We start from the raw sequence: 23,297 nt of genomic DNA on the forward strand, positions 1-23,297 counted from the left end.
GGTGGTGTCGACCGCGGCCGCGGTGTGGGTGTCGCAATGGGTGTCCACGCCACCGGTCACCTGGACCTGGTCCGGGGCAGTCTCTGGTGCGATGGTGGTCATCGCCGTCCTCCTCGCTCGCAACCGACAGGGCGGCACGCACCGCCGGGCGAGCGGACAAGACAGTGATGGGTGCCTGCTGGCACAGGCTCCTATGAGGTCACACCGCCAGGCTTGGTGAGTGCAGCGGGCCCCGCAGCGACCGAACCGACAGATCCGGATAAAGACCCGAGGTCAGTCACCTGAAGGGTCAGGAACGGTTGCTGCGGGGCCCGCCTACATCCTCACTGTCACCTGATCGACAGGGGTCCTGGCTCAGCGTCGACGGCGAGCCAGGACCACACCGGGTGAGCCAGGATGACGGAGACCCGGGCGACCCTTTGTATTAATGTTACGTTTCGTCGTATGGGACGACAGCCGAAGTCCGAGGCGGACAAGGTGCACGACCGCATCGCGGTGCTCCGGGCCGACCGCGGCGCGAGCCGGAAGGAGCTCGCGGACGCCGTCGGGGTCCACCCCCAGACGATCGGCTACGTGGAGCGCGGCGAGTACAGCCCGTCGCTGGCCCTGGCCCTGCGCATCGCCCGCTTCTTCGACCTGCCGGTCGAGGCGGTGTTCTCGCTCGACCCGCTGCCCTCGCTCAGCGAGGAACTGCTCAGGAGGACGTCATGAGCATCTCCCCCGACCAGACCTACCTGGCCCGCACCTTCGACGACAGCCGCTACGACTGGGCGCGCAGCCGTCGCATCCGGCGCCGGGCGGTGCTCGCCGAGGAAGCGCTGTTCGCCGCGCTCGTCACCGCGACGCTGGTGTGCGCCGCGTCGACCGAGGGCTGGTCGACGTGGTTCTTCGCCGTCTGGACGGTGGGGATGCTCGGCATCATCCCGCTGCACTCGGTGCTCAACGCGGGCATCCGCGGGGTGTTCGACCGGAGCGCCCGGTCCCTCGACGAGCACCAGCTGCGGCTGCGCGACCGCTCGTTCACCGGCGATGGCGTGGCCGGCGACGGCGATGCACTTCCTGGCGTGGAGCGGCGGCGTCACGGTGGTGGCGTTGAGCGACCACGTGGCGCTGGCGCTCTGCCTCGGCTTCCTGCTGTGGCTCGCCGCCGGGCTGCTCTCCTACTGGCACCTGGCCTGGACCGCCCCCGACGAGGACGACGCCGACCTGTGACCCCCTGGGCAAAGGAAGCTTTACCTGCGCTCTCGGGCTTCGATCCGCAGGGATAGCTTCCTTTGCCTACGGGATCAGACGAGGTCGGGGAAGAAGAGCTTCACCTCGCGCGCGGCGGACTCGGGCGAGTCGGAGCCGTGCACGATGTTGTTCTGCACCTCGAGGGCGAAGTCGCCGCGGATGGTGCCCGGCCCCGCCTTCACCGGGTCGGTCGCGCCGGCCAGGGCGCGGAAAGCCTCGATCGCCCGCGGCCCTTCGACGACCAGCGCCATCAGCGGGCCACCGGTGATGAACTCGACGAGGTCGGCGAAGAACGGCCGCTCACGGTGCTCGGCGTAGTGGGTCTCGGCGGTCTCCCGGTCCAGGGTACGCAGCTCGGCGGCGACCAGGCGCAGGCCCTTGCGCTCGAGCCGCGTGATCACCTCGCCGACCAGGCCGCGGGAGACGCCGTCGGGCTTGACGAGGACGAGGGTGCGTTCGGTCACGGGGCGGCAGCCTACGGGGTGGGCGTGGCGCTCCCGCCGCCGTCGGTGCGGTCCGGCGCCTCGACGGTGCCGAAGGCGGTCCCGATCAGCTCCTTGCGCACCTGCAGCAGGTAGGCCCAGATGAGCAGGAACGCCCCGGCGACGAACCACATGACCCCGTTGATCAGCCCGGTCGCCAGCAGGGGCACCTGCAGCGCCGTGCCGATCACCAGCCCGCGCGGACGGCGCTGGATCCCGCTGGCGAGGATCAGGACGAGGGCCAGCACGAGCAGCAGCGCGAGCAGCCCCCCGCCGAGCCCCTCGTCCGTCTGGGCGATGCCGCGGGGCACGAACAGCACCGCGATGCCCTCGAGCACCAGCACCGCGGCGGCGGCCCCGCGCAGGGCCTTGGCGGCGCGCGGCGGGTCGGCAGCGGTCACCGCGAGCCCCGCGCCATGAGCGTGCGCGCCTCACCGGCGGTGATCACGCTGCCGGTCACCAGCACGCCCGAGCCGCCGAGGGCGTCGTCCGGACCGGCCTCGGCCAGCTCGACCGCCTCGGTGAGCGCCTCGGGGAGCGCCGGCTGGACGCTCACCCGGTCGGCGCCGAAGACGTCGACGGCCAGGGCGCCGAGCTCGTCGGCCGGCATCGCGCGCGGCGAGCCGTTCTGGGTGACGACGAGCTCCGCGCAGATCTCCTCCAGCGCGGCGAGCATCCCGGCGACGTCCTTGCCGTGCACGCAGCCGACCACGCCGACGAGCCGGGTGAAGTCGAAGGACTCCCGGATCGCCTCGACCGTCGCCCGCATGCCGGCCGGGTTGTGCGCGGCGTCGACGAGCACCGTGGGGCTGGTGCGCACCCGCTCCAGCCGGCCGGGCGAGCGCACGGCGGCGAACGCGGCGCGGACGGTCTCCTGCTCGATCGGCCCGGTCGCCGCGCCCGCGCCGAGGAACGCCTCGACCGCGGCCAGAGCCGTCACCGCGTTCTGCGCCTGATGGGCACCGAACAGCGGGAGGAAGACCTCCTCGTACTCGCCGCCGAGGCCCTGCAGGCGCACCTGCTGCCCGCCGACGGCGACCCGCCGCTCCAGCACGCCGAACTCGGTGCCCTCGCGGGCGACCACCGCCTCCACCTCCACGGCGCGGCGCACGAGTGCGTCCAGCGCACCCGGCTGCTGGTGGGCGAGGACGGCGATCGAGTCGGCGGCGATGATCCCGGCCTTCTCCCCCGCGATCGTCGCGACGTCGGGGCCCAGGTACTCCGCGTGGTCGAGGTCCACCGGGGTGACGACGGCGACGCGGGCGTCGGCCACGTTGGTGGCGTCCCAGGTGCCGCCCATGCCCACCTCGATGACGGCGACGTCGACCGGCGCGTCGGCGAAGAGCGCGTACGCCATGCCGACCATCACCTCGAAGAAGCTCATCGGGGTCTCCCCCGCGGCGTCGACCATCTGCACGTAGGGCGCGATGTCCTCGTAGGTCTCCACGAAGCGCTCGGCGCCCACCGGCTCCCCGTCGAGGACGATGCGCTCGCGGATCGACTCCAGGTGCGGGCTGGTGAACCGGCCGACGCGCAGACCGAAGCCGCGCAGCAGCTCGTCGATCATCCGCGCCGTCGTCGTCTTGCCGTTGGTACCCGCCACCTGGACGACCGGCATCGCGCGGTGCGGGGACCCGAGCAGGTCGACCAGCGCCGAGATGCGGGTGAGCGAGGGCTCCAGCCGGCTCTCCGGCCAGCGGGCCAGCAGCTCCTTCTCGACCCGGGCCATGTCACCGGTGCTGCTGCTCACCCGGTCAAGGATGCCAGCCGCTCACCAGGCCCCGGCACGCCGCGGGGGTGGGCCGCCGACCACGCCACCACCCGCGTGCCGCCAGTCCCTGGGCGGCGCCGTCTCGACCACCCGCTTGCCGAGCGGGAACAGGCCGACGGCGGCCAGCTTGAACGAGGCGATACCGAAGGGGATGCCGATGATCGTGAGGCAGAACCCGATGCCCGCGATCACGTGCAGGAGGGCGAGCCACCAGCCGGCGACGAGGAACCACAGCAGGTTGCCGATCGCCGACGCGACGCCCGCACCCGGCGCGCGCACCGTCGTCCGCCCGAACGGCCAGACGACGAAGCCGGCCAGCCGGAACGAGGCGATGCCGAACGGGATGGTCACGACCAGCAGGCAGGCGATGACCCCGGCCAGCAGGTACGCCAGCGCGAGGATCCAGCCCTGGAGGACCAGCCAAACGAGGTTGAGCAGCAGGCGCAGCGTGTCCACGTCCTCTTCACGCACGACACCGGCGCAGCGTTCCCCGGCAGGGCGGAAGCCCGTTGCCCGCCCTTCCTAGGATGAGCGGCATGGTTCCCGACATCGCGACCCCGGACACGACTGCCCCGGCTGCGACCGTCGGCGTACCCGACAAGCCGACCGTCGACGGGCTCGAGGACAAGTGGATCGGTCGCTGGGCGGCCGAGGACACCTACGGCTTCGACCGCGACGCCGCGCTGACCGCGCCGCGCGAGCGGATCTGGTCGATCGACACGCCCCCACCGACCGCCAGCGGCTCGCTGCACGTGGGGCACGTCTTCAGCTACACCCACACCGACATCGTCGCCCGGTACCAGCGGATGCGCGGCAAGCACGTCTACTACCCGATGGGTTGGGACGACAACGGCCTGCCCACCGAGCGCCGCGTGCAGAACTACTACGGCGTCCGGTGCGACCCGTCGCTGCCCTACGACCCCTCCTTCGAGCCGCCAGGAGACGCAGCGGCAGCGAAGTCGGACAGAGTCCAGCAGCCCGTCTCGCGCCGCAACTTCGTCGAGCTGTGCATGCAACTGACGGAGGAGGACGAGGCGGAGTTCGAGAAGCTCTGGCGCCGCGTCGGCCTGTCGGTGGACTGGACCAACGTCTACCGGACGATCTCGGAGTCCTCCCGGGCCACCGCGCAGCGGGTGTTCCTGCGCAACCTGGCCCGCGGTGAGGCCTACGCGCAGGAGGCGCCGACCCTCTGGGACGTCACCTTCCGCACCGCCGTCGCCCAGGCCGAGCTGGAGGACCGCGAGCGCCCCGGCGCCTACCACCGGATCGGGTTCTCGGGCCCCGACGGCCCCGTCTTCATCGAGACCACCCGGCCCGAGCTGATCCCGGCGTGCGTCGCCCTGGTCGCCCACCCCGACGACGAGCGCTACCAGCCGCTGTTCGGGACGACGGTCCGGACGCCGCTGTTCGACGTCGAGGTGCCGGTGGTCGCCCACCGCCTCGCCGAGCCGGACAAGGGCTCGGGCATCGCGATGATCTGCACCTTCGGCGACCTCAACGACGTCACCTGGTGGCGCGAGCTGCAGCTGCCGACCCGGGCGATCGTGGGCTGGGACGGCCGGCTGCTGGCCGACCCGCCGGCCGACGTCCCCGCCGGGCCGTACGCGGAGCTCGCCGGGAAGACCGTCTTCAGCGCCCAGCAGCGGATCGTGGAGATGCTGCGCGAGTCCGGCGACCTCGAGGGCGACCCCCGGCCGATCACCCACCCGGTGAAGTTCTTCGAGAAGGGCGAGCGCCCGCTGGAGATCGTCACCACCCGCCAGTGGTACATCCGCAACGGCGGCCGGGACGCCGACCTGCGCGACGCCCTGGTCGCCCGCGGCCGCGAGATCCAGTGGGTGCCCGAGCACATGCGGCACCGCTACGACAACTGGGTGGAGGGCCTCAACGGCGACTGGCTGATCAGCCGCCAGCGGTTCTTCGGCGTCCCCTTCCCGGTCTGGTACCGCCTCGACGAGGCCGGCGAGCCGGACTTCGAGAACCCGATCCTGGCCGCCGAGGAGTCGCTGCCGGTCGACCCGTCGTCCGACGTGCCGCCGGGCTTCGACGAGTCGCAGCGCGGCAAGCCCGGCGGGTTCATGGCCGACCCCGACGTCATGGACACCTGGGCGACGTCGTCGCTGTCGCCGCAGGTGGCCTCGGGCTGGGACACCGACCCGGAACTGTTCGCCAAGGTCTTCCCGATGGACCAGCGGCCGCAGGCGCACGACATCATCCGGACCTGGCTGTTCTCCACCGTCGTCCGGGCGCACTTCGAGCACGGCACCGTGCCCTGGACGCACGCCACCATCTCCGGCTTCGTGGTCGACCCCGACCGCAAGAAGATGTCGAAGTCCAAGGGCAACGCGACGACGCCGATCGACGTCCTGGAGCGGTACGGCACCGACGCGGTGCGCTGGCGGGCCGCCGGGGCGCGGCCGGGTGCGGACTCGCCGTTCGACGAGGCGCAGATGAAGGTGGGCCGGCGCCTGGCGATGAAGATCCTCAACGTCGGCAAGTTCGTGCTGGGCCTGGGCGCCTCGGCCTCGCTGACCGCCGACCAGGTGACCCAGCCGATCGACCGCGCGCTGCTCACCGGGCTGGCCGCCGTGGTGGAGGACGCCACGGCGGCGCTCGAGTCCTACAACTACACGCGCGCGCTCGAGGTCACCGAGGCGTTCTTCTGGTCGTTCTGCGACGACTACGTGGAGCTGGTGAAGTCGCGCGCCTACGGCTCGGGCGACGCCGCCATCTCCGCCCAGGCGGCGCTGGCGGTCGCGCTCGACGTCCAGCTGCGGCTGTTCGCACCGGTGCTGCCGTTCGCCACCGAGGAGGTCTGGTCCTGGTGGCAGACCGGTTCGGTGCACCGCGCGGCGTGGCCGGCCGCGTCCGAGCTGCCGGCCGACGGCGATCCGGCAGTCGTCGCGGTGACGGCGGCGGCGCTGGCCGCGGTGCGCAAGGCGAAGTCCGACGCCAAGCAGTCGATGCGGGCCGAGGTGGAGACGGCGACGGTCACGGTGGCGGCCGACCGGCTGCCCCTGGTCGAGGCCGGGCAGTCGGACCTCGTCGACGCCGGGCGCATCCGCACGCTGACCGTGCGTCCGGGCGAGGGCGAGCTCACCGTCGACGTCGTCCTGGCCGAGGTCGCCGAGAGCTGATTCCCTGCACGCGGGGCCTGCCGCCCCGAGTGATGTGCGCCGAGGGCGCGTTCTCCCGCTGGGAACGCGCCCTCGGCGCACATCGCCTCGGATCGTTCAGCGGGTGAGCTCGACGAGCTTGCGCACCGTGTTCCAGTTGCGGTTGGTGCCCGCGGTGCCGAGCAGCTGGGCCCAGGTTCGCTCGGTCCTGCGATCGCTCTCCACGCCATCGGGCCGCCAGACGTACACCTCGCGGCCTCGTGGCACGTACTGCCAGCCTTCGGTCGGCGGAAGTGCCGCCACGCGCTCAGGGTCGAGCGGCTGGGCGTAGAAGGTGACCGAGTAGCGCGCCGGGTCGGTGGCGACGTGGCCCAGCGGATCGGCGGCGAGCACCCCGGCCAGCTCCTCCGCCGTCCGGACGACGACCGGGACGTCGAGCGCGAATCGCTCCGCGATCGCCGCGGTCAGATCGGCGGCGAGCTCGGCCTCGGGCAGCGAGCTCTCGAGCAGCACGTTCCCGCTGGCCATGTGGGTGCGGACGGCGCCGTACCCGCGCTCGGCCAGGACCTCGCGCAGCCTGGGCATGGAGACGCGGCGGGTGGCGCCCAGGTTCACCGCCCGCAGCAGGGCCACGTACCGCGTCACCCCGTGGACGCTAGCGCCGCGTCGCGCCGATCCCCACCCGTCGCCACCTCCGCCCCCGCGAACCTCCGCCACCCGCGCCACCAGCGCCACCCGCGCCACCGGCACCACCGGCACCACCGGGGCGTTGTCCCTCAGCGCGACATCCGGCCCGCCGGAATGTCCGCTCTCAGGGCAACGCCCGTGGGGTTGTCCACAGCTCAGGCCGCTCGACCCCGGCGTGGGCCGGCTGCCCCTCACGCTGTGGCCGTGCACGACGTCCTCGAGCTGCTCGGTCCCGGCCGCGTGTCGTCGACGGCCGCCCTGTCGCGGTCCGTGGCACCACGCACCATCGGGCGGTGGCTCGCCGCCGGCCGCCTCGTGCAGCTGCACCCCGGGTGGGTCACCGTGCCGGACCTGGTCGACGACTGGACCGTGCGTGCCCACGCAGCCGCGTCCTACTGCGGAGGGCCGCTCAGCCACTGGAGCGCACTGGCCGTCCACGGCCTCGTGGAGGAGTACACCCGGTTGCACGTCACGGTGCCGCCGGGCTCGAGGGTGCGCTCGGCACCGTGGCTGCGCGTGCACCGGAGCCGGTTGCCGTGCGGGCTGACCACCGCACGAGGGCTGGTGACGACACTGGTGAGCCGGGCCCTGGTGGACACCTGGGGCGACGCTTGTCGCGCGACGGCGATGCGGGCCTCCCCCGGCCTGGCCCGGGCAGCGGTGCTGCGTGCGGTGCAGCGACGGAGCGTGCAACCGACCCAGGTGGCGGCCGAGCTGGACCGCCGTCCCAACCTGCCCGGTCGGGCGGCGCTGCACGAGTTGCTTCGGCTCGTCGCCGGCGGAAGCCGCAGCGAGCTGGAGATCTTCGGCCTCCAGCACATCCTCGCTGTCCCCGGGCTGCCGGAGTGCCGGCGTCAGCACCGGGTGCACCTACCCGACGGGCCCGTCCTCCTCGATGCCGCCTGGCCCGAGGTCCTGCTGGCGGTCGAACTGGACGGCGCTGCCTTCCACGGCTCCGAGGATGCGCGGGAACGAGACCTGCGCCGGGACGCCGCCCTGGCCGTCCTCGGATGGCAGACCCTGCGTTTCAGCTACCGACGGGCCACCTCGGACCCGGCAGGTTGCCGCGCCCAGATCGCCCAGATCTACCGCCATCGCCTGGGCAATGCCCCTCAGACAGACACTCGATGAGCGCGAATGTCGCGTCCGGGGTCATCGCTCCACCGGCAGCCACGGCCTGGGCCGCGCTGCTGGCACTCGGGAGACCGCAGCCGGGGCGAGAACGCGGCGATCCCGCGACCGGGCCGGGAACGCGGGATGCCGGCGACCGGGCCGGGAACGCGGGATGCCGGCGACCGGGCCGGGAATGCGGGACACCGGCGACCGGGCCGGCAACGCCGCGAGCCCGCCCCCCGGGGCCGGGGCCGGGCTCGCCGTCGTCCGGCGCCGGCTGGTGGAGCGCTGAACGCCAGAGGCCCAGAACCCGGTGGGTTCTGGGCCTCTGGCGTTCACTCAGCCGCGGATCAGGCCGACTTCTCGCGGGGGGCGCGGGTGGGCTTGCGCGGCACGATCGTCGGGTTGACGTGCTCCAGCACGACCTCCTTGGTGATCACCACGGAGGCGACGTCCTCGCGGCTGGGGATGTCGTACATCACCGACTGGAGCACCTCCTCCATGATCGCGCGAAGCCCGCGGGCGCCGGTGCCGCGGAGGATCGCCTGGTCGGCGACGGCCTCGAGCGCGTCGTCGGTGAACTCCAGCTCCACGCCGTCGAGCTCGAAGAGCTTCCGGTACTGGCGCACCAGGGCGTTCTTCGGCTGGGTCAGAATGTTGATCAGCGCCTGGCGGTCCAGCTTGCGAACGCTGGTGATCACCGGGAGCCGGCCGATGAACTCGGGGATCATGCCGAACTTCAGCAGGTCCTCGGGCATGACCTCGGCGAAGGCGTTGGCGTCCTCGATCTCCTGCTTGCCGCGGATCTCCCCGGCGAAGCCGATGCCCTGCTTGCCCGCGCGGGCCTCGATGACCTGCTCCAGGCCGGCGAACGCGCCACCCACGATGAACAGCACGTTGGTGGTGTCGATCTGGATGAACTCCTGGTGCGGGTGCTTGCGGCCACCCTGCGGCGGCACCGACGCCGTCGTCCCCTCGAGGATCTTCAGCAGCGCCTGCTGCACGCCCTCGCCGGAGACGTCGCGGGTGATCGACGGGTTCTCGCTCTTGCGGGCGATCTTGTCGACCTCGTCGATGTAGATGATGCCGGTCTCGGCGCGCTTGACGTCGTAGTCGGCGGCCTGGATCAGCTTGAGGAGGATGTTCTCGACGTCCTCACCCACGTAGCCGGCCTCGGTGAGGGCCGTGGCGTCGGCGATGGCGAACGGGACGTTGAGCATCCGCGCCAGGGTCTGCGCGAGGTGGGTCTTCCCGCAGCCGGTGGGGCCGATCAGCAGGATGTTGGACTTCGCCAGCTCGACGGCGTCCTCGCGGGAGGCGCGGTCACCACCGGCCTGGATCCGCTTGTAGTGGTTGTAGACCGCGACCGAGAGCGTCTTCTTAGCCTTGTCCTGGCCGATGACGTACTGGTCGAGGAAGTCGTGGATCTCCTTGGGCTTGGGCAGCTCGTCGAACTTCAGGTCCGACGACTCCGAGAGCTCTTCCTCGATGATCTCGTTGCAGAGGTCGATGCACTCGTCGCAGATGTAGACCCCGGGGCCAGCGATGAGCTTCTTGACCTGCTTCTGGCTCTTGCCGCAGAACGAGCACTTGAGCAGGTCACCGCTCTCACCGATTCGTGCCACCTGCTGACCTCCACCTCGACAGTCGCCGGTCCTGGTGCCAGGTACCCGCGGGTTGGACCCTGCTTGGTTGTCTTGCGCCCCTGCTCGGCTTCGCTGACAGGCTGCCCCGCGAAGCTCTCCTCCCGGCGCTTCCGGCCGGGGATCGGGCGTTCGCCGAACGTACCCGCCACCTCCGGTGCGGTCGGGCAATGACTCACCCGGAACGCCGGAGGCCGTTCCCCTTCTGTCCCGTCGTGCCCTCGGACCCCCGACGGTACGGGCCGAACACGCGTCCCGCGCGTCCCCGGCCCGTACCGGTCACGGGGTGGGCAGGGCGTTGAGCTTGCGGCTCTGGATGACCTGGTCGACGATCCCGTACTCCTTGGCCTCCGGAGCGGTCAGGATCTTGTCGCGGTCGATGTCGGCGCGGACCTGGTCGGCGGTCCGGCCGGTGTGCCGCGCCAGGATCTCCTCCATCTGCGTGCGGACCCGCTGGATCTCGGCGGCGTGGATCTCCAGGTCGGAGACCTGACCGCCGGCCTCGCCCGAGGGCTGGTGGATCAGCACGCGGGAGTACGGCAGCGCGAGCCGCTTGCCCGGCGTCCCGGCCGCGAGCAGGACGGCGGCGGCCGAGGCGGCCTGGCCCATGCAGACGGTCTGGATGTCGGGCCGCACGAACATCATCGTGTCGTAGATGGCCATCAGCGAGGTGAAGGAGCCACCGGGCGAGTTGATGTAGATGGTGATGTCGCGGTCCGGGTCGGCCGACTCGAGCGTGATCAGCTGCGCCATCACGTCGTTGGCCGACGCGTCGTCGATCTGCACCCCGAGGAAGATGATGCGCTCCTCGAAGAGCTTGTTGTAGGGGTTGGACTCCTTCATGCCGTAGCTCGTGCGCTCCACGAAGGAGGGCAGGATGTACCGGCTGGAGGGCATCTGGAAGCTCATCTGTCTGTGTCCTCGGGCGCTCAGTTGTCGGAGACCGGGTTGGCGCTGTCGGTCATCGCGGCACGGCTGACGACGTGGTCGACGAAGCCGTACTCGAGCGCCTCCTGCGCGGTGAACCAGCGGTCGCGGTCGGCGTCCTTCTCGATCTGCTCGACGCTCTGACCGGTGTGGAATGACTGCAGCTCGTTGAGCTCCCGCTTGGTGCGGCGGAACAGGTCGGCCTGGATGGCGATGTCGGCCGCGGTGCCGCCGACGCCGGCCGAGGGCTGGTGCATCATGATCCGCGCGTGCGGCAGGGCGTAGCGCTTGCCCTTGGTGCCGGCGGTGAGCAGGAACTGGCCCATCGAGGCGGCCAGGCCCATGCCATAGGTGGCGACGTCGCAGTCGATGAACTGCATCGTGTCGTAGATGGCCATGCCGGCGCTCACCGAGCCGCCGGGCGAGTTGATGTAGAGGTGGATGTCCCGCTTCGGGTCCTCCGCGGACAGCAGGAGCATCTGGGCGGCCAGCTGGTTGGCGATGACGTCGTCGACCTGGGTGCCCAGGAAGATGATGCGCTCGCGCAGCAGGCGCTCGTAGACCGAGTCGCCGAGGTTCATCCCCCCGCCGTTGGCGCGCAGCAGCGGCGCACTGGCCAGGTTCGGGTCGGTGGTGCTCACGGGTGCGGTGACCTCCGTAGGACGCGTGTCGTGGCAGTCGGTCTCGGTGTGGTGCAGGCCCGGAACGGCCCGCCGGGGAGCGGTACCCCCCGGCGATCGCCTGAGTCCTGTCGACCCTAACGCGCACCTGCGACGGGACAGTCCCCGTGACGGCGGTGTTCGCCGTCGGCGCAGCGGCCGCCCCGGAACGGCGACGACGCCGCCCCACCTGCGGAAGGTGGGACGGCGTCGTCGGTGTCGCGCGGGCCTGACGGCTCAGGCCTTGTTGACGTCCTCGGTGTCCTCGGTCGCCCCTTCGGCGGCCTCGGTGGCGACGGCCTGGACGCCGATCTCCTCGGCCTCGGCGGGGGCCTCCTCGGTCTCCTCGGCGGAGGTCTCCTCGGCGGGGGTCTCCTCGGCGGCCGCCTGGACGGTCTTCGGCCGCAGGGCCTCGAGGTCGACGGTCCGGCCCGACTCGTCGGTGATCGTCGTCTGCTCGAGCAGCTGGGCGAGCGTCTTGGTGCGGCGGACGTCGGCGACGAACTCGGCGATGTTGCCGCTCTGCTGCAACTGCTGGGCGAACTGCTCCGGGCTCATCCGGTTGCGCTGGGCCTGCGCCATGATCTGCGCCGAGAGGTCGTCGTTGGCGACGGTGACCTCACGGGCGTCGGCGATGGCGTCCAGGATGAACTGCGTCTTGACCGCCTGCTCGACGTTCTTGCGCTGGTCGGCCTCGTAGTCCTCGCGGCTGTCCACGCCCGACATCTGCAGGAACGCGTCCCAGTCCATGCCCGCCTGGGCGAGCTCGCGCTCGAAGGCCTGGTTGCGCCACTGCACCTCGCGCTCGACCAGGTTCTCGGGGATGGGCACCTCGATGGTCTCGATGAGGTGCTCGACCAGCTTGTCGCGGGCCTGGGCGCCCTGCTGGATCACCTTGGTGCGGGCCAGCCGGGTGCGGGCGTCCTCCCGCAGCTCCTCGAGGGTGTCGAACTCGCTGGCGGTCTGCGCGAAGTCGTCGTCCAACTCCGGCAGCTCCTTCTCCTTCACCGAGCGGACGGTGACGGTGACGTCGGCCAGCTGGCCGGCGTCGGGGCCCGAGAGGAGCGCGGTCTGGAAGGTCTTCGACTCGTCGGCGGACAGCCCGCGGACGGCGTCGTCGAGGCCCTCCATGAGGTTGCCCGAGCCGACCTCGTAGGACATGCCCGTGGTCGAGCCGTCCTCCAGGACCTCGCCGTCGAGCGTGGCCTCGAGGTCGATGGAGACGAAGTCGCCGTCCTGCGCGGCGCGCTCGACGCCGGTGAGCATGCCGAAGCGCTCGCGCATGACGGAGATCTGCTGGTCGACCTCCTCGTCGGTGACCTCGACGTCGTCGACGGTCACGGCCAGGGAGTCGAGGGCCGGCAGCTCGAGCTGCGGGGCGACGTCGACCTCGGCGGTGAAGGCGAGGGTGTCGTTGTCGTCGAGGCGGGTCACCTCGATGTCGGGCTGGCCCAGGACGCGGACCTGGTTCTCGCGGATGACCTCGGAGTAGATCTCCGGGACGGCGTGCTGCACGACCTGCTCCAGGACCACGGGGCGGCCGAGGCGCTGGTCGAGCACGCGGTTGGGCACCTTGCCGGGGCGGAACCCGGGGACGCGGACCTGCTTGCCCAGCTCCTTGTAGACCTCACCGAAGGCGTGGTCCAGGTCCCCCCACGGCACCTCGATCGCCATCCGGACCCGCGTGGGGCCCAGTTCCTCGATGGTGCTTTTCACAGCGGCAGTGCTCCTCGGTGAGACAGTGGTGTGCAGGCGTCCGCACGAACTCGTGACGCCGGGTCGACCCCCGAGTCTAGAGACGTCGGGGGCAAGCGCGCGGTGGCGGGATGCGGGCCTCGCGCTCGCCCGGTCGGGGTGACAGGATTTGAACCTGCGGCCCCCTGCTCCCAAAGCAGGTGCGCTACCAAGCTGCGCCACACCCCGTGGCCGCACGAGTCTAGGCGGACCGGCGGCCGGCCGGGCGGGCGCGGTACAGCGGCCGGCCGGGCGGGCGCGGTACAGCGGCCGGCCGGGCGGGCGCGGTGCGGCGGCCGGCCGGGCGGGCGTGGTACAGCGGCCGGGCGGGCGCGGTCGGGCGGCCCCGGCCGGTCACCCGTCGTCGACGACCAGGTCGGGGTCCACCAGCCGCAGGTCCACGCCGACGAGGTCCCAGGGCGTCACGACCGCGGCGCAGGCGCCGGAGGTCACCAGCGGGTCCGCCGCGGCGACGTCGCGCGCCTCGGCCAGGGAGCCGCAGCGGAGGACGTAGGCGGCGTCGCCCTCCCCCAGCGGGCCGCCCAGCAGCACCAGCTGCCGGTCGACGAGCGAGTCGACGAAGGTCTCGTGGTCGGGGCGGCGGGGTCCCGCGCCTGGTGCCGCGGTGAGCAGCACCAGGAAGTACGAGCCCCCGTTCACGCCGACACCGGCGGTCGGTGGTCGGCCCACGGCGCCGCCTGCTCCAGCGCGGCCGCCACGCGGACCAGCAGGTCCTCCCGCCCGACGGCGGCGACGAGCTGGACGCCGACGGGCAGCCCCTGCCCGGTCCGGTGCAGCGGAAGGCTGACCGCCGGCTGGCCGGTGACGTTGAACTGGGAGGTGTAGGGCATGAGGCTGTTGATCCGCCGCCCCTCCTCCTTCTCGCCGGCCGCGGTGAACCAGCCGAGCTCCGGCGGCGGCGCGGCGATGGTCGGCGTGACCAGCAGGTCGAAGCCCTCGCCGCCCAGCTCCCGCGGTGCCCACCACTGCGCCATCCGGCGGCTCCAGGTGCCGAGCCACGTGCGGGCGCCCAGGTAGCGCTCGGCGGAGAGCTTGCGGCCCACGGCCCGGTACATCTGGTTGCGCGGCTCCAGCTCCGCGTCCTCGATCGGCCGGCCGAGCGACCGCTCGAACGCGGAGAGGGTCAGCGCGACGTCCGCCGCGATGGTGCTGGTGAACCAGCGGGGGAACTCGGGGTCGAACATCGCGCCCGGCGTCCCGGGCTCCACGTCGCACCCGAGGTCGGCGAGCAGCCGGCCGGTGCGCTCCACCGCGGCGCGGCAGGCGGGGTCCCGGAGGTACTGCTCCCCCGGCTCGGCGTCCAGCAGCCCGACGCGGAGCCGGCCCACCGGGGCCCCGACCTCCTCGACGAGCGGCCGCGGCAGCGGCGGGGCGGCGTACGGATCACCGGGCATGGGGCCGCTGATGGCGTCGAGGACGGCGGCGGTGTCGCGCACCGTGCGGGTGACGACGCCGTCGATGGTGGCGCCGGCCCAGCTCTCCCCCACCTCCGGCCCCTGGCTGACCCGGGCCCGTGTGGGCTTGAGCCCGACCAGGCCGCACTCCGCCGCCGGGATGCGGATCGAGCCGCCGCCGTCGTTGGCGTGCGCCACCGGCACCAGCCCGGCGGCGACCGCGGCCGCCGACCCGCCGCTGGAGCCGCCGGTGGAGCGGTCGGTGTCGTACGGGTTGCGCGCCGGCGGGTTGGCGGCCGGCTCCGTGGTGATCGTCGTCCCGAACTCCGGCACGTTGGTGCGGCCGAGGACGACGAAGCCCGCGGCGCGGAAGCGGGCGGCGAGGTGGCTGTCGACGGACCAGCGGACGTCGGCGTCGCGCAGGAACGACGTGCCGTAGTGCGTCGCCTCCCCCGCCACGTGGCAGCCGAGGTCCTTGAGCAGGATCGGCACGCCGCGGAACGGCCCGTCGGGCAGGTCGCCCGCGGCCTCCGCGCGGGCGGCGGCGAACCGCTCGCGGATCACCGCGTCCAGCCGCGGGTTCACCCGCTCGATCCGCTCGATCGCGGCGTCGACGAGCTCCGCGGGCGCGGCCCGGCCGGTGCGGACCAGCTCGGCTTGCGCAGTGGCGTCCATCCAGGTGGTCTCGATCACACCGGCACCGTAGCGGCGGTCCGGGACGGACTCCGGTCGGCCACCGCTCAGCCCACCCGCTCGGCCGCCGGCCGCAGCCCTGCGGTGGGGGACGGTCGCCGACGTCCGGGCGGTTTCCGCCGGATCAGCCACTCGGCGACGGCGAGGTTGACCGCCCAGCCGGCGCCCATGAGCAGCGCCTCGGCGGTGGGGCCCGGCTCGCCGAGCAGCGCCATCCCCAGGCCGGCGGTGAACACCTGCGTGCCCGCGCCGATCCCGATCGCGTAACCGCGCAGCATCCAGGCCCGGTACCGGCGGACGTCCCGGCGCAGGATCGCCGCGACGCCGAGCGCCAGCGCCACGGCCATCCCGGCCCCGGCCGCGGCGCGGAAGGCGGTGAGCAGCCCGCCGTCGGCCCCGGTGATCACGAAGGTCAGCCACAGCCCGCTGAGCGCGGCGACGAGGCCGGCCGGCGCGGCGATCCGCCCGGTGACCCGGTGCCAGCGGGGCCGCCGGCCGCGGGTGCCCGGCACGAACTGGAAGGCGCCGACGACCGTGAACGCCAGCGCGCTGACGATGTGCACCGCCAGCGGCACCGGTGCACCGGCGGAATGCGGGGGTTCGAGCACCGCCGCGCCGCCGGAGAGCTCGACCAGGCGGACGGCGCCGGCGAGCACCGGCACGAGGGCCAGGGCGACGAGCCCGGCGGGCACCAGCCACTGCCGGCGGGACGTCGTCGGTGCTCCTGCGGTCATGCACCTGATCGTGGCGGCGGCGCAGCCGCAGGTCATCGCCTGGAAGTCCGGTTCCGGCCTCCTCCTTTGGTCGGAGGGACCGGCTACCGGCGGGGCGGCAGGCGGCGCGTCTCGTGGGCCCAGATCGCGATCTCCACGCGGTTCCGGACGCCGAGCTTGGCCATGAGGCTGCCGACGTGCGTCTTCACCGTGCTGAGCGTGATGTGCAGCTCGCGGGCGATCTCGTCGTTGGAGCGACCCCGGGCGACGGCGGCGAGGACGTCCTCCTCCCGGTCGGTCAGCGGGTCGACCGGCTGGGCGGGCGGGGCGACGGGGGCGGCGCCGGCGAAGGCGTCGAGCAGGCGGGCGGTCACGCTGGGCGCGATGAGGGCGTCCCCGCGGGCGGCGGCGTGCACGGCCTGGGCCAGCAGGTCGGGGCCGGCGTCCTTCAGCAGGAAACCGCGGGCACCGGCGCGCAGTGCGGCGTAGACGTGCTCGTCGAGGTCGAAGGTCGTGATGACGACGACCGGGATCGGGTCGGCGACGTCCGGACCGGCGAGCCGCCGGGTCGCCTCGAGGCCGTCGGTGCCGGGCATGCGGATGTCGAGGAGGCAGACGTCGGGGCGGAGCCGGCGGGCGAGCTCGACGGCCGCCGCGCCGTCGGCGGCCTCGCCGACCACCTCGATGCCGGGCTGGGCGTCGAGGATCATCCGCAGCCCGGTGCGCACGATCTCCTGGTCGTCGGCGACGAGCACCCGCACGCTCACGCCGGTCCCCGCCGGGGCAGCACGGCGGTGACGATCCACCCGCGCTCGCGGCCGGGGCCGGCGGAGAACGTGCCGCCGAGCAGGTGCACCCGCTCGGCCATGCCGCGCAAGCCGTAGCCCAGGTCGCCTGGGTGGGCGCCGCCGTCGCCGTCGTCGCTGACCTGCAGGTCCACCCGCGCATCGTCGACGACCACCCGCACGTCGACGCGGGTGGCGCGCCGGGCGTGCCGGCGGGCGTTGGTGACGGCTTCCTGGGCCACGCGGTAGACGGCGGTCGCCACCGGGGCCGGAACGCCGGCCGCGTCGCCGAGGACCCGGACGTCGACGTCGAGCCCGTCGTCCCCGGCCAGCCCGCGCAGGTCGGAGAGCCCGGGGGTGGGGGTCAGCTCGGCGGGCTCGTCCCGGCGGAGCGAGCGGACCATGCTGCGCATCTCGGCGAGGGTCCGGGACGCCTCGGCCTCGATGAGGCGCAGCGCCTCGGTGGCGGCCTCGGGTCGCGCGGCCGACGTGGCGAGGCCCGCCTGGGCGCGGACGGCGATCGCCGAGACGTGGTGGGCGACGGTGTCGTGCAGGTCGCGCGCCAGGTGCTCACGCTCCCGCGAGGCCACCTGGTCGAGCTCCCGCGCCCGGGCCCGCGCCCGGTAGCGGGCGGCCGCGCCGGTGGCCAGGGTGGCCAGCAGGACGGCGGCGCCGCCGATGACGTCCCCTGCCGAGGTCGGGCCCACGACCACCGACGAGGCGGCGCTGACCAGCATGAGCACCGCGCCGGCGAGCGCCTCGCGGCCCGAGCCCCACCGGACGACGGCGTAGGGCAGCAGCAGGCCGATCGCGGCGGAGTACATGCCGTCGTCGTCACCGGTGACGACGGCGAGCGCGGCGAGGGCGCCGAACCAGAGGACGAGGACGAGCAGCGGGCGGTTGCGGCGCCACAGGAGCAGCGGGGCCAGCACGCAGAGGACGGCGACCTGCAGCCAGCGCGCGGGCAGGTCCGGCCGGAGGGCGCCCTCGAGCACGGCGACGAGCGGGGTCAGGCCGACGAGCACCCGGTCCCACCAGACCCGCGCGGGCGGGTCGGTTGGTCGCGGTTCGCTCCAGAGTGAGCGCAGCAGCCCCTGCACGCGGCTCACCGTACGAGCCGGGACCGCGGAGTTGATCAGCCGGAAGTACGAGTCCGCCCGCGGGTGGTCAGGCGTCCACCGGCTCCCAGTCGACGACGCGGGACGCCACGGCGTCGAGCAGCGGCCGGTCGTGCGAGATCGCCAGCAGCCCGATGCCGGCCGCGCGGCAGTGCTGCAGCAGCAGGTCCCAGATCGCGGCCTGGGTGACGGCGTCGACGCTCGCAGTGATCTCGTCGGCGACGAGGTGGCGCGGCCGGGCCAGCAGCGCCCGCGCCAGGTTGACCCGCTGCAGCTCCCCGCCGCTGATCTCGTGCGGGTGGCGGTCCAGCCAGGTGGGGTCGACCAGCCGCCGGTCCAGCGCGGCGACGTCGCCGCCCGGGGCACCGGTGGCGGCGAGCACCCGCCGCACGGTCCAGCGCGGGTCCATCGCGCGCTCGGGGTGCTGGAGCACGAGCTGGACCGGGTGCGGAGCACGCCGGGTCCGCGGGACGGCGCCGTCGACGGTCACCCGGCCCCGGACGGGGGCGGCGAACCCGGCCAGCACCCGGCCGAGCGTGCTCTTGCCCCCGCCGCTCGGGCCGCACAGCCCGACCACCTCCCCTGCCTCGACACGCAGGTCGACCCCGGCGAGGACCCAGGGGTGCGCGGCGCCGTAGCGGAACCAGACGTCGTCGGCGTGCAGCATCAGGCCTCCGCCGTCGTCGGCACCCGGAACCCGTTGGCGGGCAGCGCCTGCCAGAGGGACCGCGTGTACGGGTGCCGCAGGGACGACCCGTCGCCGGTGAAGGCGCGCGGATCGGCGACGTCGACGGTGCGGCCGTCGCGGCAGATGACCACCCGGTCGGCGACCGCCAGCGCCGCCACCAGCTCGTGGGTGATCAGCACGACCGCGCACCCCTCGTCGGCCATCGCGCGGAACTCGGCGAGCGTGGTCGCGACGGTCGCGGCCGGCAGGCCGGTGGTCGGCTCGTCGGCGACGAGGACCCGCGTCCGGCTCATCGTCGCCATCGCGACCAGCACCCGCCGCGCCATGCCGCCGGAGAGCTCGTGCGGGTGGAGCCGCAGCACCTCGGGTCCCAGCCCCCGCCGGGCCAGCGCCTCCTCGGCGGCCCGCCGCGGATCGGGGTGCCCGGCCAGCCGCGCCGAGCGCCGCACCTGCCGGCCCACCCGGCTCAGCGGGTCGAGGAAGCCCACCGACTGCGGCAGCAGCGCGATGCCGCGGCCGGCCAGCCGACGGCGACCTTCCGGGTCGAGGTGCACTCCGTCGTAGGCCACCGTCCCGCGCTCCACCGCGTTCGGCGGCAGCAGCCCGAGGACGGCGTGGGCGAGCAGCGACTTGCCGGCCCCGCTGGCGCCGACGAGGGCGACCACCTCCCCTGCCGCCGCGGTGAGGTCCATGCCGGCCAGCGCCGTCACCGTGCGGCGGCGCAGCCCGCGCTCGTACTGCACGAAGTCCACCTCGAGGCCGCGCACCTCCAGCAGCGCGCTCACAGGTGGGCGCTCCGCGGGTCCAGCAGCGCCCGGGTGTTCTCGCCGATGGTGTCGACCAGCTTCACCACGACCAGCAGGCACAGCCCGGGCAGCACCGCGAGCCACCACGCGCCGGCGCTGAGGTAGCGCATCGACTCGGCGAGCAGCACCCCGATCGAGGGCTCGCCGGGGTCGACGCCCAGGCCGAGGAAGGAGAGCGCCGCCTCGTGCAGGATCGCGTGCGGGAAGAGCAGGACGGCGCCGACGAGGAAGTGGCCGGTCAGGTGCCCGGCGAGGTGGTGGCGGGCGATCCAGCCGCGGCCGTGCCCGAGCTGCCGGGAGACGGCGACGTGGTCGGAGGTGACGATCTCCCGCGCCCGGCCGCGCAGCACCCGGGTGAGCGTCGGCCAGTGCGTGAGGGCGACGGCGAGCACCGCCGCCTGCGTGCCCCCGCCGAACACGAACGCCAGCAGGATGAGCAGCACCAGGTGGGGCAGCGCGAGGAAGAGGTCGACCAGCCAGCTCACGACCCGGTCGACGACGCCGCCGAACACCGCCGCGGCGGAGGCGAGCACCAGCGCGATGACGGCGGAGACCAGCGCCGCCGTCGTCCCGACCACGAGGCTGAGCCGCAGCCCCGCCAGCACCCGGGCCAGCAGGTCGCGGCCGAGCGGATCGGTGCCGAAGGGGTGCTCGGCCGACGGGCCGAGGTTGCGGTCGGCCAGCGCCGTGGTCGACGCGGCGTCGCCCGCGACCCCGCCGGCGACGAAGACGCCGAGCACCACCAGCAGCGAGAACCCGACCCAGGCGAGGGTCCGGCGGCGCCGGTCCCCCAGGAACCGGGTACGGACGGCGGGGCGGGCGGCGGCGGTGCTCATCGCACCCCCTGCCCCGCGGGGGAAGGCGCGACCGGCTCGCCCGCGGGCAGCGAGTCGGGTGCCGGCGGGGGTGCGCCGAGCGGTCCGCGCAGACCACGCCGCGCCCGGCGGGCCGCGGCCAGGTCGGCCGACACCCTGGGGTCGAGCCGGGCGTGCACGAGGTCGCCGACCTGGTTGCCGACGAAGACGAAGACGGTGGTGAACAGGACGATCCCCAGCAGCAGCGGGACGTCCTGACCGAGGGCGGCGGCGGTCGTCGCGGCGCCGAGGCCCGGGTAGGAGAAGACCTGCTCGGCGAGGACCGCGCCGCCGAAGAGCTCCCCGAGCGAGCTGAACTGCAGCAGCACGGCCGGGGCGGCGGCGTTGCGCAGCACCCGGTGGAGCACGACCCCGGTCGCCGACTCCCCCTGCGCGCGGGCGAAGGCGACGTAGTCGCTGGCCAGCGCCTCGACCACGGCGTGCCGGGTGTGCAGCACGACCGGGGCGACGCCGACGATCGACAGGGTCAGCGCCGGCAGCACCAGGTGGTGCAGCCGGTCGAGCAGGGTGACGTCCTCGGCCAAGGTGCCGACCGGGGCCGCGCAGCACACCGGCGTCCAGCCCAGCTGCACCGAGAAGACGTAGAGCAGCAGGAGCCCGACCCAGAACGTCGGTGCGGAGGCCAGCGTGTAGGCCCACCAGCAGATCGCCCGGTCGGTGACGCGTCCCTGCCGGGCGCCGGCGAGCACCCCGAGCGCGAACCCGAACAGCCCGGAGAGCAGCCACGCGGTGGCCATGAGCGCCAGGCTGGCGAGGAAGCGCTCGCCGATGACCTCGGCGACCGGCTGGTTGAACGTCAGCGACCGGCCCAGGTCACCCTGCGCGAGCTGCCCCGCCCAGGCGAGGAAGCGTTGCACCGGCGGCTCGTCGAGCCCCCAGCGCTCGGCGATGAGCGCCCGCTGCTCGGGCCCGACGGCGGCGATGTCCCCGCCGACGTAGGCGTCGACCGGGTCGACCGGCGAGCTGACCACCAGCGCGAAGGAGGCGGTGGCGACCGCGGCGAGCAGCAGGGCCAGCCGGACCAGCCGGCCGGCCACCCAGCGCGCGGCCGGGCTCAGCAGCTCCACTGCCAGTCCGCGATCCCGGCGGTGATCGGCCAGCCGTGGCCGTGCGGCTCGATCCGCGGCGCGCCGAGGTCGAGGCACTCGTCGACGAAGTAGGTGTGCTCCAGGTTGACCAGCCAGGCCCAGGCGGCGTCGCCGGAGGGCCCGAAGCCGGCGCCCTCGCCGTCGTGCTGGGCGGCCTGCCAGTGCGGGATCGCCGTCTCCTGGTCGGGCGCGGTCATCGCCGACTCGAGGTGCTCGTCGACCTCGGCATCCGCGTAGTAGCCGGGGTTCCAGTACTCGACGCCGGCCTGCGTGGACGAGTAGAGGTTGTACATCTCGGTCGGGTCGAGGCTGCCCCAGCCGAAGAGCACGGCGTCGGCGTGCAGCCGCTCGTCGAGCACGTCCCAGCTCGCGCCGTCCGGGGTCACCTCGATGCCCACGGGGGCGAGCATGTCGGTGACCGCGAGGGCGAGCGCCTGCCGCAGCGAGTCGTCGGCCGGGTAGAGCAGGGTGAACGCGGCCGGGACGCCGTCGCGCTCGCGCACGCCGTCGCCGTCCGCGTCGACCCAGCCGGCGTCCTCCAGCAGCCGCTCGGCCTCGGCGGTGTCGGCGTCGGGAACCGCCGCCGCGGGCTCGTCCCAGGGCAGCCCGTCGACCGGCCCGGTCGCCGGCGTGCCGTAGCCCTCCAGGATGCCGTCGACGAGGGCGGCGCGGTCCACCGCGACGTTGACCGCCTGGCGCACGGCGCGGTCCGAGGTGACGTCGTTGCCGATCGGCTGCCCGTCGTCGGTGGTCCGCCCCTCGTCGGGCAGGTAGGGGAACATGATCCCGCGGTTGTCGACCGACGGGACGGCGACCAGCCGCATGCCCGGCACCGGCGTCGTGGCCAGCTGCGCGGGGACGGCGGCCATGTCGACCTGGCCCGCCGTCGCGGCGGCCAGCGAGGTGTCCTCGCCGGTGAACTGGAAGACGAGCCGTTCGAAGGCCGGCTGCTCGCCGTAGTAGTCGTCGTTGCGCTCGACGATGAGCTGCTGCCCCTCGTCCCACTGCACGAAGGTGTACGGCCCCGAGCCCACCGGGTTGCGCGCGTAGTCGGGGCCGTGCGCGTGCTCGGGCACGATGCCGAGGGACGCCAGCCGGTTGACGAAGGTGCTCTGCGGCCGCTCCAGCCGGAGCTCGACGGTGTCCTCGTCGACGGCGACGGCCTCGGCCAGCGCGGTGACGTCGGTCAGGCCGCCGCTCTCGCTCGCCGTCGTGAAGGTGTAGGCGACGTCGTCGGCGGTGACGGGCTCGCCGTCGGTGAACCGGGCGTCGGTGCGGAGATCGACGGTCCACACCAGGCCGTCGTCGCTGACCGACCAGCCGGTGGCCAGGTCGGGGACGACGTCGAGGTCCGCGTCGCGGGTGAGCAGCGTCGACTGGAACAGCGGCGAGCCGTAGCGACCCCAGCCGAGCGTGGGGTCGTAGCCGTCGTCCGGCTCGCCGCCGATCGCCAACCGCAGCTCGGTCGGCGCGGTCGGGCCGGCCACCGCCCCCGGCCCGGCGGCGGCACCGCCGCAGCCGGCGACCAGCACCGCCGACGCGCCGATGACCACCGCGTTCCGGATCGCTCCTCGCCGTGCGCGCACGCGACGTCCTCCCGCTCCGACGGCGTGCCGCACCGGGTGCGCGCCATGCCGCCGCCGAGGTTATTGCAAAGTAGTCGCAACAGGCCATCCGGGGTTGCGCGCCGCAACCGGAACCCCGACCGCGCCTGCCTCGTTGGGTCGCAGGGCAGCCGTGTCCCGATCCCT

The 23,297-nt window shown here is 73.6% G+C and carries 24 protein-coding genes and 1 tRNA gene; 4 read left to right on the plus strand and 21 right to left on the minus strand.

What is annotated here, in order from left to right:
- Window positions 1-444 precede the first annotated feature (444 nt).
- On the plus strand, window positions 445-711 hold the full coding sequence (locus tag BMW62_RS21020; RefSeq protein WP_091935334.1) for a helix-turn-helix transcriptional regulator: 267 nt from the start codon (window positions 445-447) through the stop codon (window positions 709-711).
- A gap of 49 nt (window positions 712-760) precedes the next feature.
- Here BMW62_RS21020 and BMW62_RS21025 read toward each other — a convergent pair whose 3' ends face one another.
- The gene (locus BMW62_RS21025) at window positions 761-943 is read right to left on the minus strand and encodes a hypothetical protein (protein ID WP_139206340.1); all 183 of its coding nucleotides are present in this window, start codon (window positions 941-943) and stop codon (window positions 761-763) included.
- A gap of 86 nt (window positions 944-1,029) precedes the next feature.
- Between BMW62_RS21025 and BMW62_RS21030 the strand changes: the two genes are divergently transcribed.
- Window positions 1,030-1,212 carry a hypothetical protein gene (locus BMW62_RS21030; RefSeq protein ID WP_091935340.1) on the plus strand — a complete coding sequence of 61 codons (183 nt, stop codon included), beginning with the start codon at window positions 1,030-1,032 and terminating at the stop codon, window positions 1,210-1,212.
- A 74-nt stretch (window positions 1,213-1,286) separates the two neighbouring features.
- Here the strand turns inward: BMW62_RS21030 and ndk are convergent, their stop codons facing one another.
- Genes ndk through BMW62_RS21050 form a run of 4 tightly spaced genes read right to left on the minus strand, consistent with a single transcriptional unit; the run spans window position 1,287 to window position 3,942 of the window.
- Complete coding sequence (gene ndk, locus BMW62_RS21035; protein WP_091935342.1) at window positions 1,287-1,697, minus strand: nucleoside-diphosphate kinase; 411 nt, start codon at window positions 1,695-1,697, stop codon at window positions 1,287-1,289.
- A gap of 11 nt (window positions 1,698-1,708) precedes the next feature.
- Complete coding sequence (locus BMW62_RS21040; RefSeq protein ID WP_091935345.1) at window positions 1,709-2,116, minus strand: DUF4233 domain-containing protein; 408 nt, start codon at window positions 2,114-2,116, stop codon at window positions 1,709-1,711.
- Window positions 2,113-3,465, minus strand: coding sequence for a bifunctional folylpolyglutamate synthase/dihydrofolate synthase (locus tag BMW62_RS21045; protein ID WP_244524202.1), 1,353 nt, complete (start codon window positions 3,463-3,465; stop codon window positions 2,113-2,115). The genes BMW62_RS21040 and BMW62_RS21045 overlap by 4 nt, the downstream gene beginning before the upstream one ends.
- 21 nt (window positions 3,466-3,486) lie before the next feature.
- Window positions 3,487-3,942: a YccF domain-containing protein gene (locus BMW62_RS21050; protein ID WP_170852505.1), complete on the minus strand. Its 456-nt coding sequence runs from the start codon at window positions 3,940-3,942 to the stop codon at window positions 3,487-3,489.
- A gap of 80 nt (window positions 3,943-4,022) precedes the next feature.
- On the opposite strand from BMW62_RS21050, the gene valS reads away from it, so the two are divergent.
- Entirely contained in the window at window positions 4,023-6,623 is a 2,601-nt protein-coding gene (valS, locus tag BMW62_RS21055; RefSeq protein WP_091935347.1) for a valine--tRNA ligase, read from the plus strand.
- A 96-nt stretch (window positions 6,624-6,719) separates the two neighbouring features.
- Here the strand turns inward: valS and BMW62_RS21060 are convergent, their stop codons facing one another.
- On the minus strand, window positions 6,720-7,247 hold the full coding sequence (locus BMW62_RS21060) for a DUF1697 domain-containing protein (RefSeq protein ID WP_091935350.1): 528 nt from the start codon (window positions 7,245-7,247) through the stop codon (window positions 6,720-6,722).
- Between the two features lie 246 nt (window positions 7,248-7,493).
- Between BMW62_RS21060 and BMW62_RS21070 the strand changes: the two genes are divergently transcribed.
- On the plus strand, window positions 7,494-8,420 hold the full coding sequence (locus BMW62_RS21070; protein WP_170852506.1) for a DUF559 domain-containing protein: 927 nt from the start codon (window positions 7,494-7,496) through the stop codon (window positions 8,418-8,420).
- A 332-nt stretch (window positions 8,421-8,752) separates the two neighbouring features.
- Here BMW62_RS21070 and clpX read toward each other — a convergent pair whose 3' ends face one another.
- The 15 genes from clpX to BMW62_RS21145 form a co-directional block, all read right to left on the minus strand.
- On the minus strand, window positions 8,753-10,027 hold the full coding sequence (clpX, locus tag BMW62_RS21075) for an ATP-dependent Clp protease ATP-binding subunit ClpX (RefSeq protein ID WP_091935355.1): 1,275 nt from the start codon (window positions 10,025-10,027) through the stop codon (window positions 8,753-8,755).
- Window positions 10,028-10,324: 297 nt separating this feature from the next.
- Window positions 10,325-10,954 (minus strand): ATP-dependent Clp protease proteolytic subunit, encoded by a 630-nt coding sequence (locus tag BMW62_RS21080; protein WP_091935358.1) that lies wholly within the window; start codon window positions 10,952-10,954, stop codon window positions 10,325-10,327.
- Window positions 10,955-10,974: 20 nt separating this feature from the next.
- On the minus strand, window positions 10,975-11,553 hold the full coding sequence (locus tag BMW62_RS21085) for an ATP-dependent Clp protease proteolytic subunit (protein WP_091935403.1): 579 nt from the start codon (window positions 11,551-11,553) through the stop codon (window positions 10,975-10,977).
- 315 nt (window positions 11,554-11,868) lie between these two features.
- Complete coding sequence (gene tig / locus BMW62_RS21090; protein ID WP_091935363.1) at window positions 11,869-13,347, minus strand: trigger factor; 1,479 nt, start codon at window positions 13,345-13,347, stop codon at window positions 11,869-11,871.
- Between the two features lie 133 nt (window positions 13,348-13,480).
- Window positions 13,481-13,554 (minus strand) — tRNA-Pro (locus tag BMW62_RS21095).
- A 165-nt stretch (window positions 13,555-13,719) separates the two neighbouring features.
- Entirely contained in the window at window positions 13,720-14,025 is a 306-nt protein-coding gene (locus BMW62_RS21100; protein ID WP_139206342.1) for a YciI family protein, read from the minus strand.
- On the minus strand, window positions 14,022-15,473 hold the full coding sequence (locus BMW62_RS21105; protein WP_211435228.1) for an amidase: 1,452 nt from the start codon (window positions 15,471-15,473) through the stop codon (window positions 14,022-14,024). The genes BMW62_RS21100 and BMW62_RS21105 overlap by 4 nt, the downstream gene beginning before the upstream one ends.
- Before the next feature lie 47 nt (window positions 15,474-15,520).
- Window positions 15,521-16,207 (minus strand): DUF2306 domain-containing protein, encoded by a 687-nt coding sequence (locus tag BMW62_RS21110; protein WP_091935412.1) that lies wholly within the window; start codon window positions 16,205-16,207, stop codon window positions 15,521-15,523.
- An 83-nt stretch (window positions 16,208-16,290) separates the two neighbouring features.
- A complete protein-coding gene (locus BMW62_RS21115) occupies window positions 16,291-16,953 on the minus strand; it encodes a response regulator (protein WP_091935369.1) in 663 nt (220 codons plus the stop codon).
- Entirely contained in the window at window positions 16,950-18,071 is a 1,122-nt protein-coding gene (locus tag BMW62_RS21120) for a sensor histidine kinase (RefSeq protein ID WP_091935372.1), read from the minus strand. Before BMW62_RS21120 ends, BMW62_RS21115 begins: the two co-directional genes overlap by 4 nt.
- A gap of 67 nt (window positions 18,072-18,138) precedes the next feature.
- Window positions 18,139-18,756, minus strand: a complete 618-nt coding sequence (locus BMW62_RS21125; RefSeq protein WP_091935375.1) for an ABC transporter ATP-binding protein — start codon at window positions 18,754-18,756, stop codon at window positions 18,139-18,141.
- Window positions 18,756-19,562, minus strand: coding sequence for an ATP-binding cassette domain-containing protein (locus BMW62_RS21130; protein ID WP_211435230.1), 807 nt, complete (start codon window positions 19,560-19,562; stop codon window positions 18,756-18,758). Before BMW62_RS21130 ends, BMW62_RS21125 begins: the two co-directional genes overlap by 1 nt.
- Window positions 19,559-20,419: an ABC transporter permease gene (locus tag BMW62_RS21135; RefSeq protein WP_091935378.1), complete on the minus strand. Its 861-nt coding sequence runs from the start codon at window positions 20,417-20,419 to the stop codon at window positions 19,559-19,561. The genes BMW62_RS21130 and BMW62_RS21135 overlap by 4 nt, the downstream gene beginning before the upstream one ends.
- Window positions 20,416-21,525, minus strand: coding sequence for an ABC transporter permease (locus BMW62_RS21140; RefSeq protein ID WP_211435231.1), 1,110 nt, complete (start codon window positions 21,523-21,525; stop codon window positions 20,416-20,418). Before BMW62_RS21140 ends, BMW62_RS21135 begins: the two co-directional genes overlap by 4 nt.
- Window positions 21,513-23,132, minus strand: a complete 1,620-nt coding sequence (locus BMW62_RS21145) for an ABC transporter substrate-binding protein (protein ID WP_091935380.1) — start codon at window positions 23,130-23,132, stop codon at window positions 21,513-21,515. The genes BMW62_RS21140 and BMW62_RS21145 overlap by 13 nt, the downstream gene beginning before the upstream one ends.
- Window positions 23,133-23,297 lie beyond the last annotated feature (165 nt).

The organism is Blastococcus sp. DSM 46786 (genome assembly GCF_900109665.1).
Taxonomy (GTDB): domain Bacteria; phylum Actinomycetota; class Actinomycetes; order Mycobacteriales; family Geodermatophilaceae; genus Blastococcus; species Blastococcus carthaginiensis.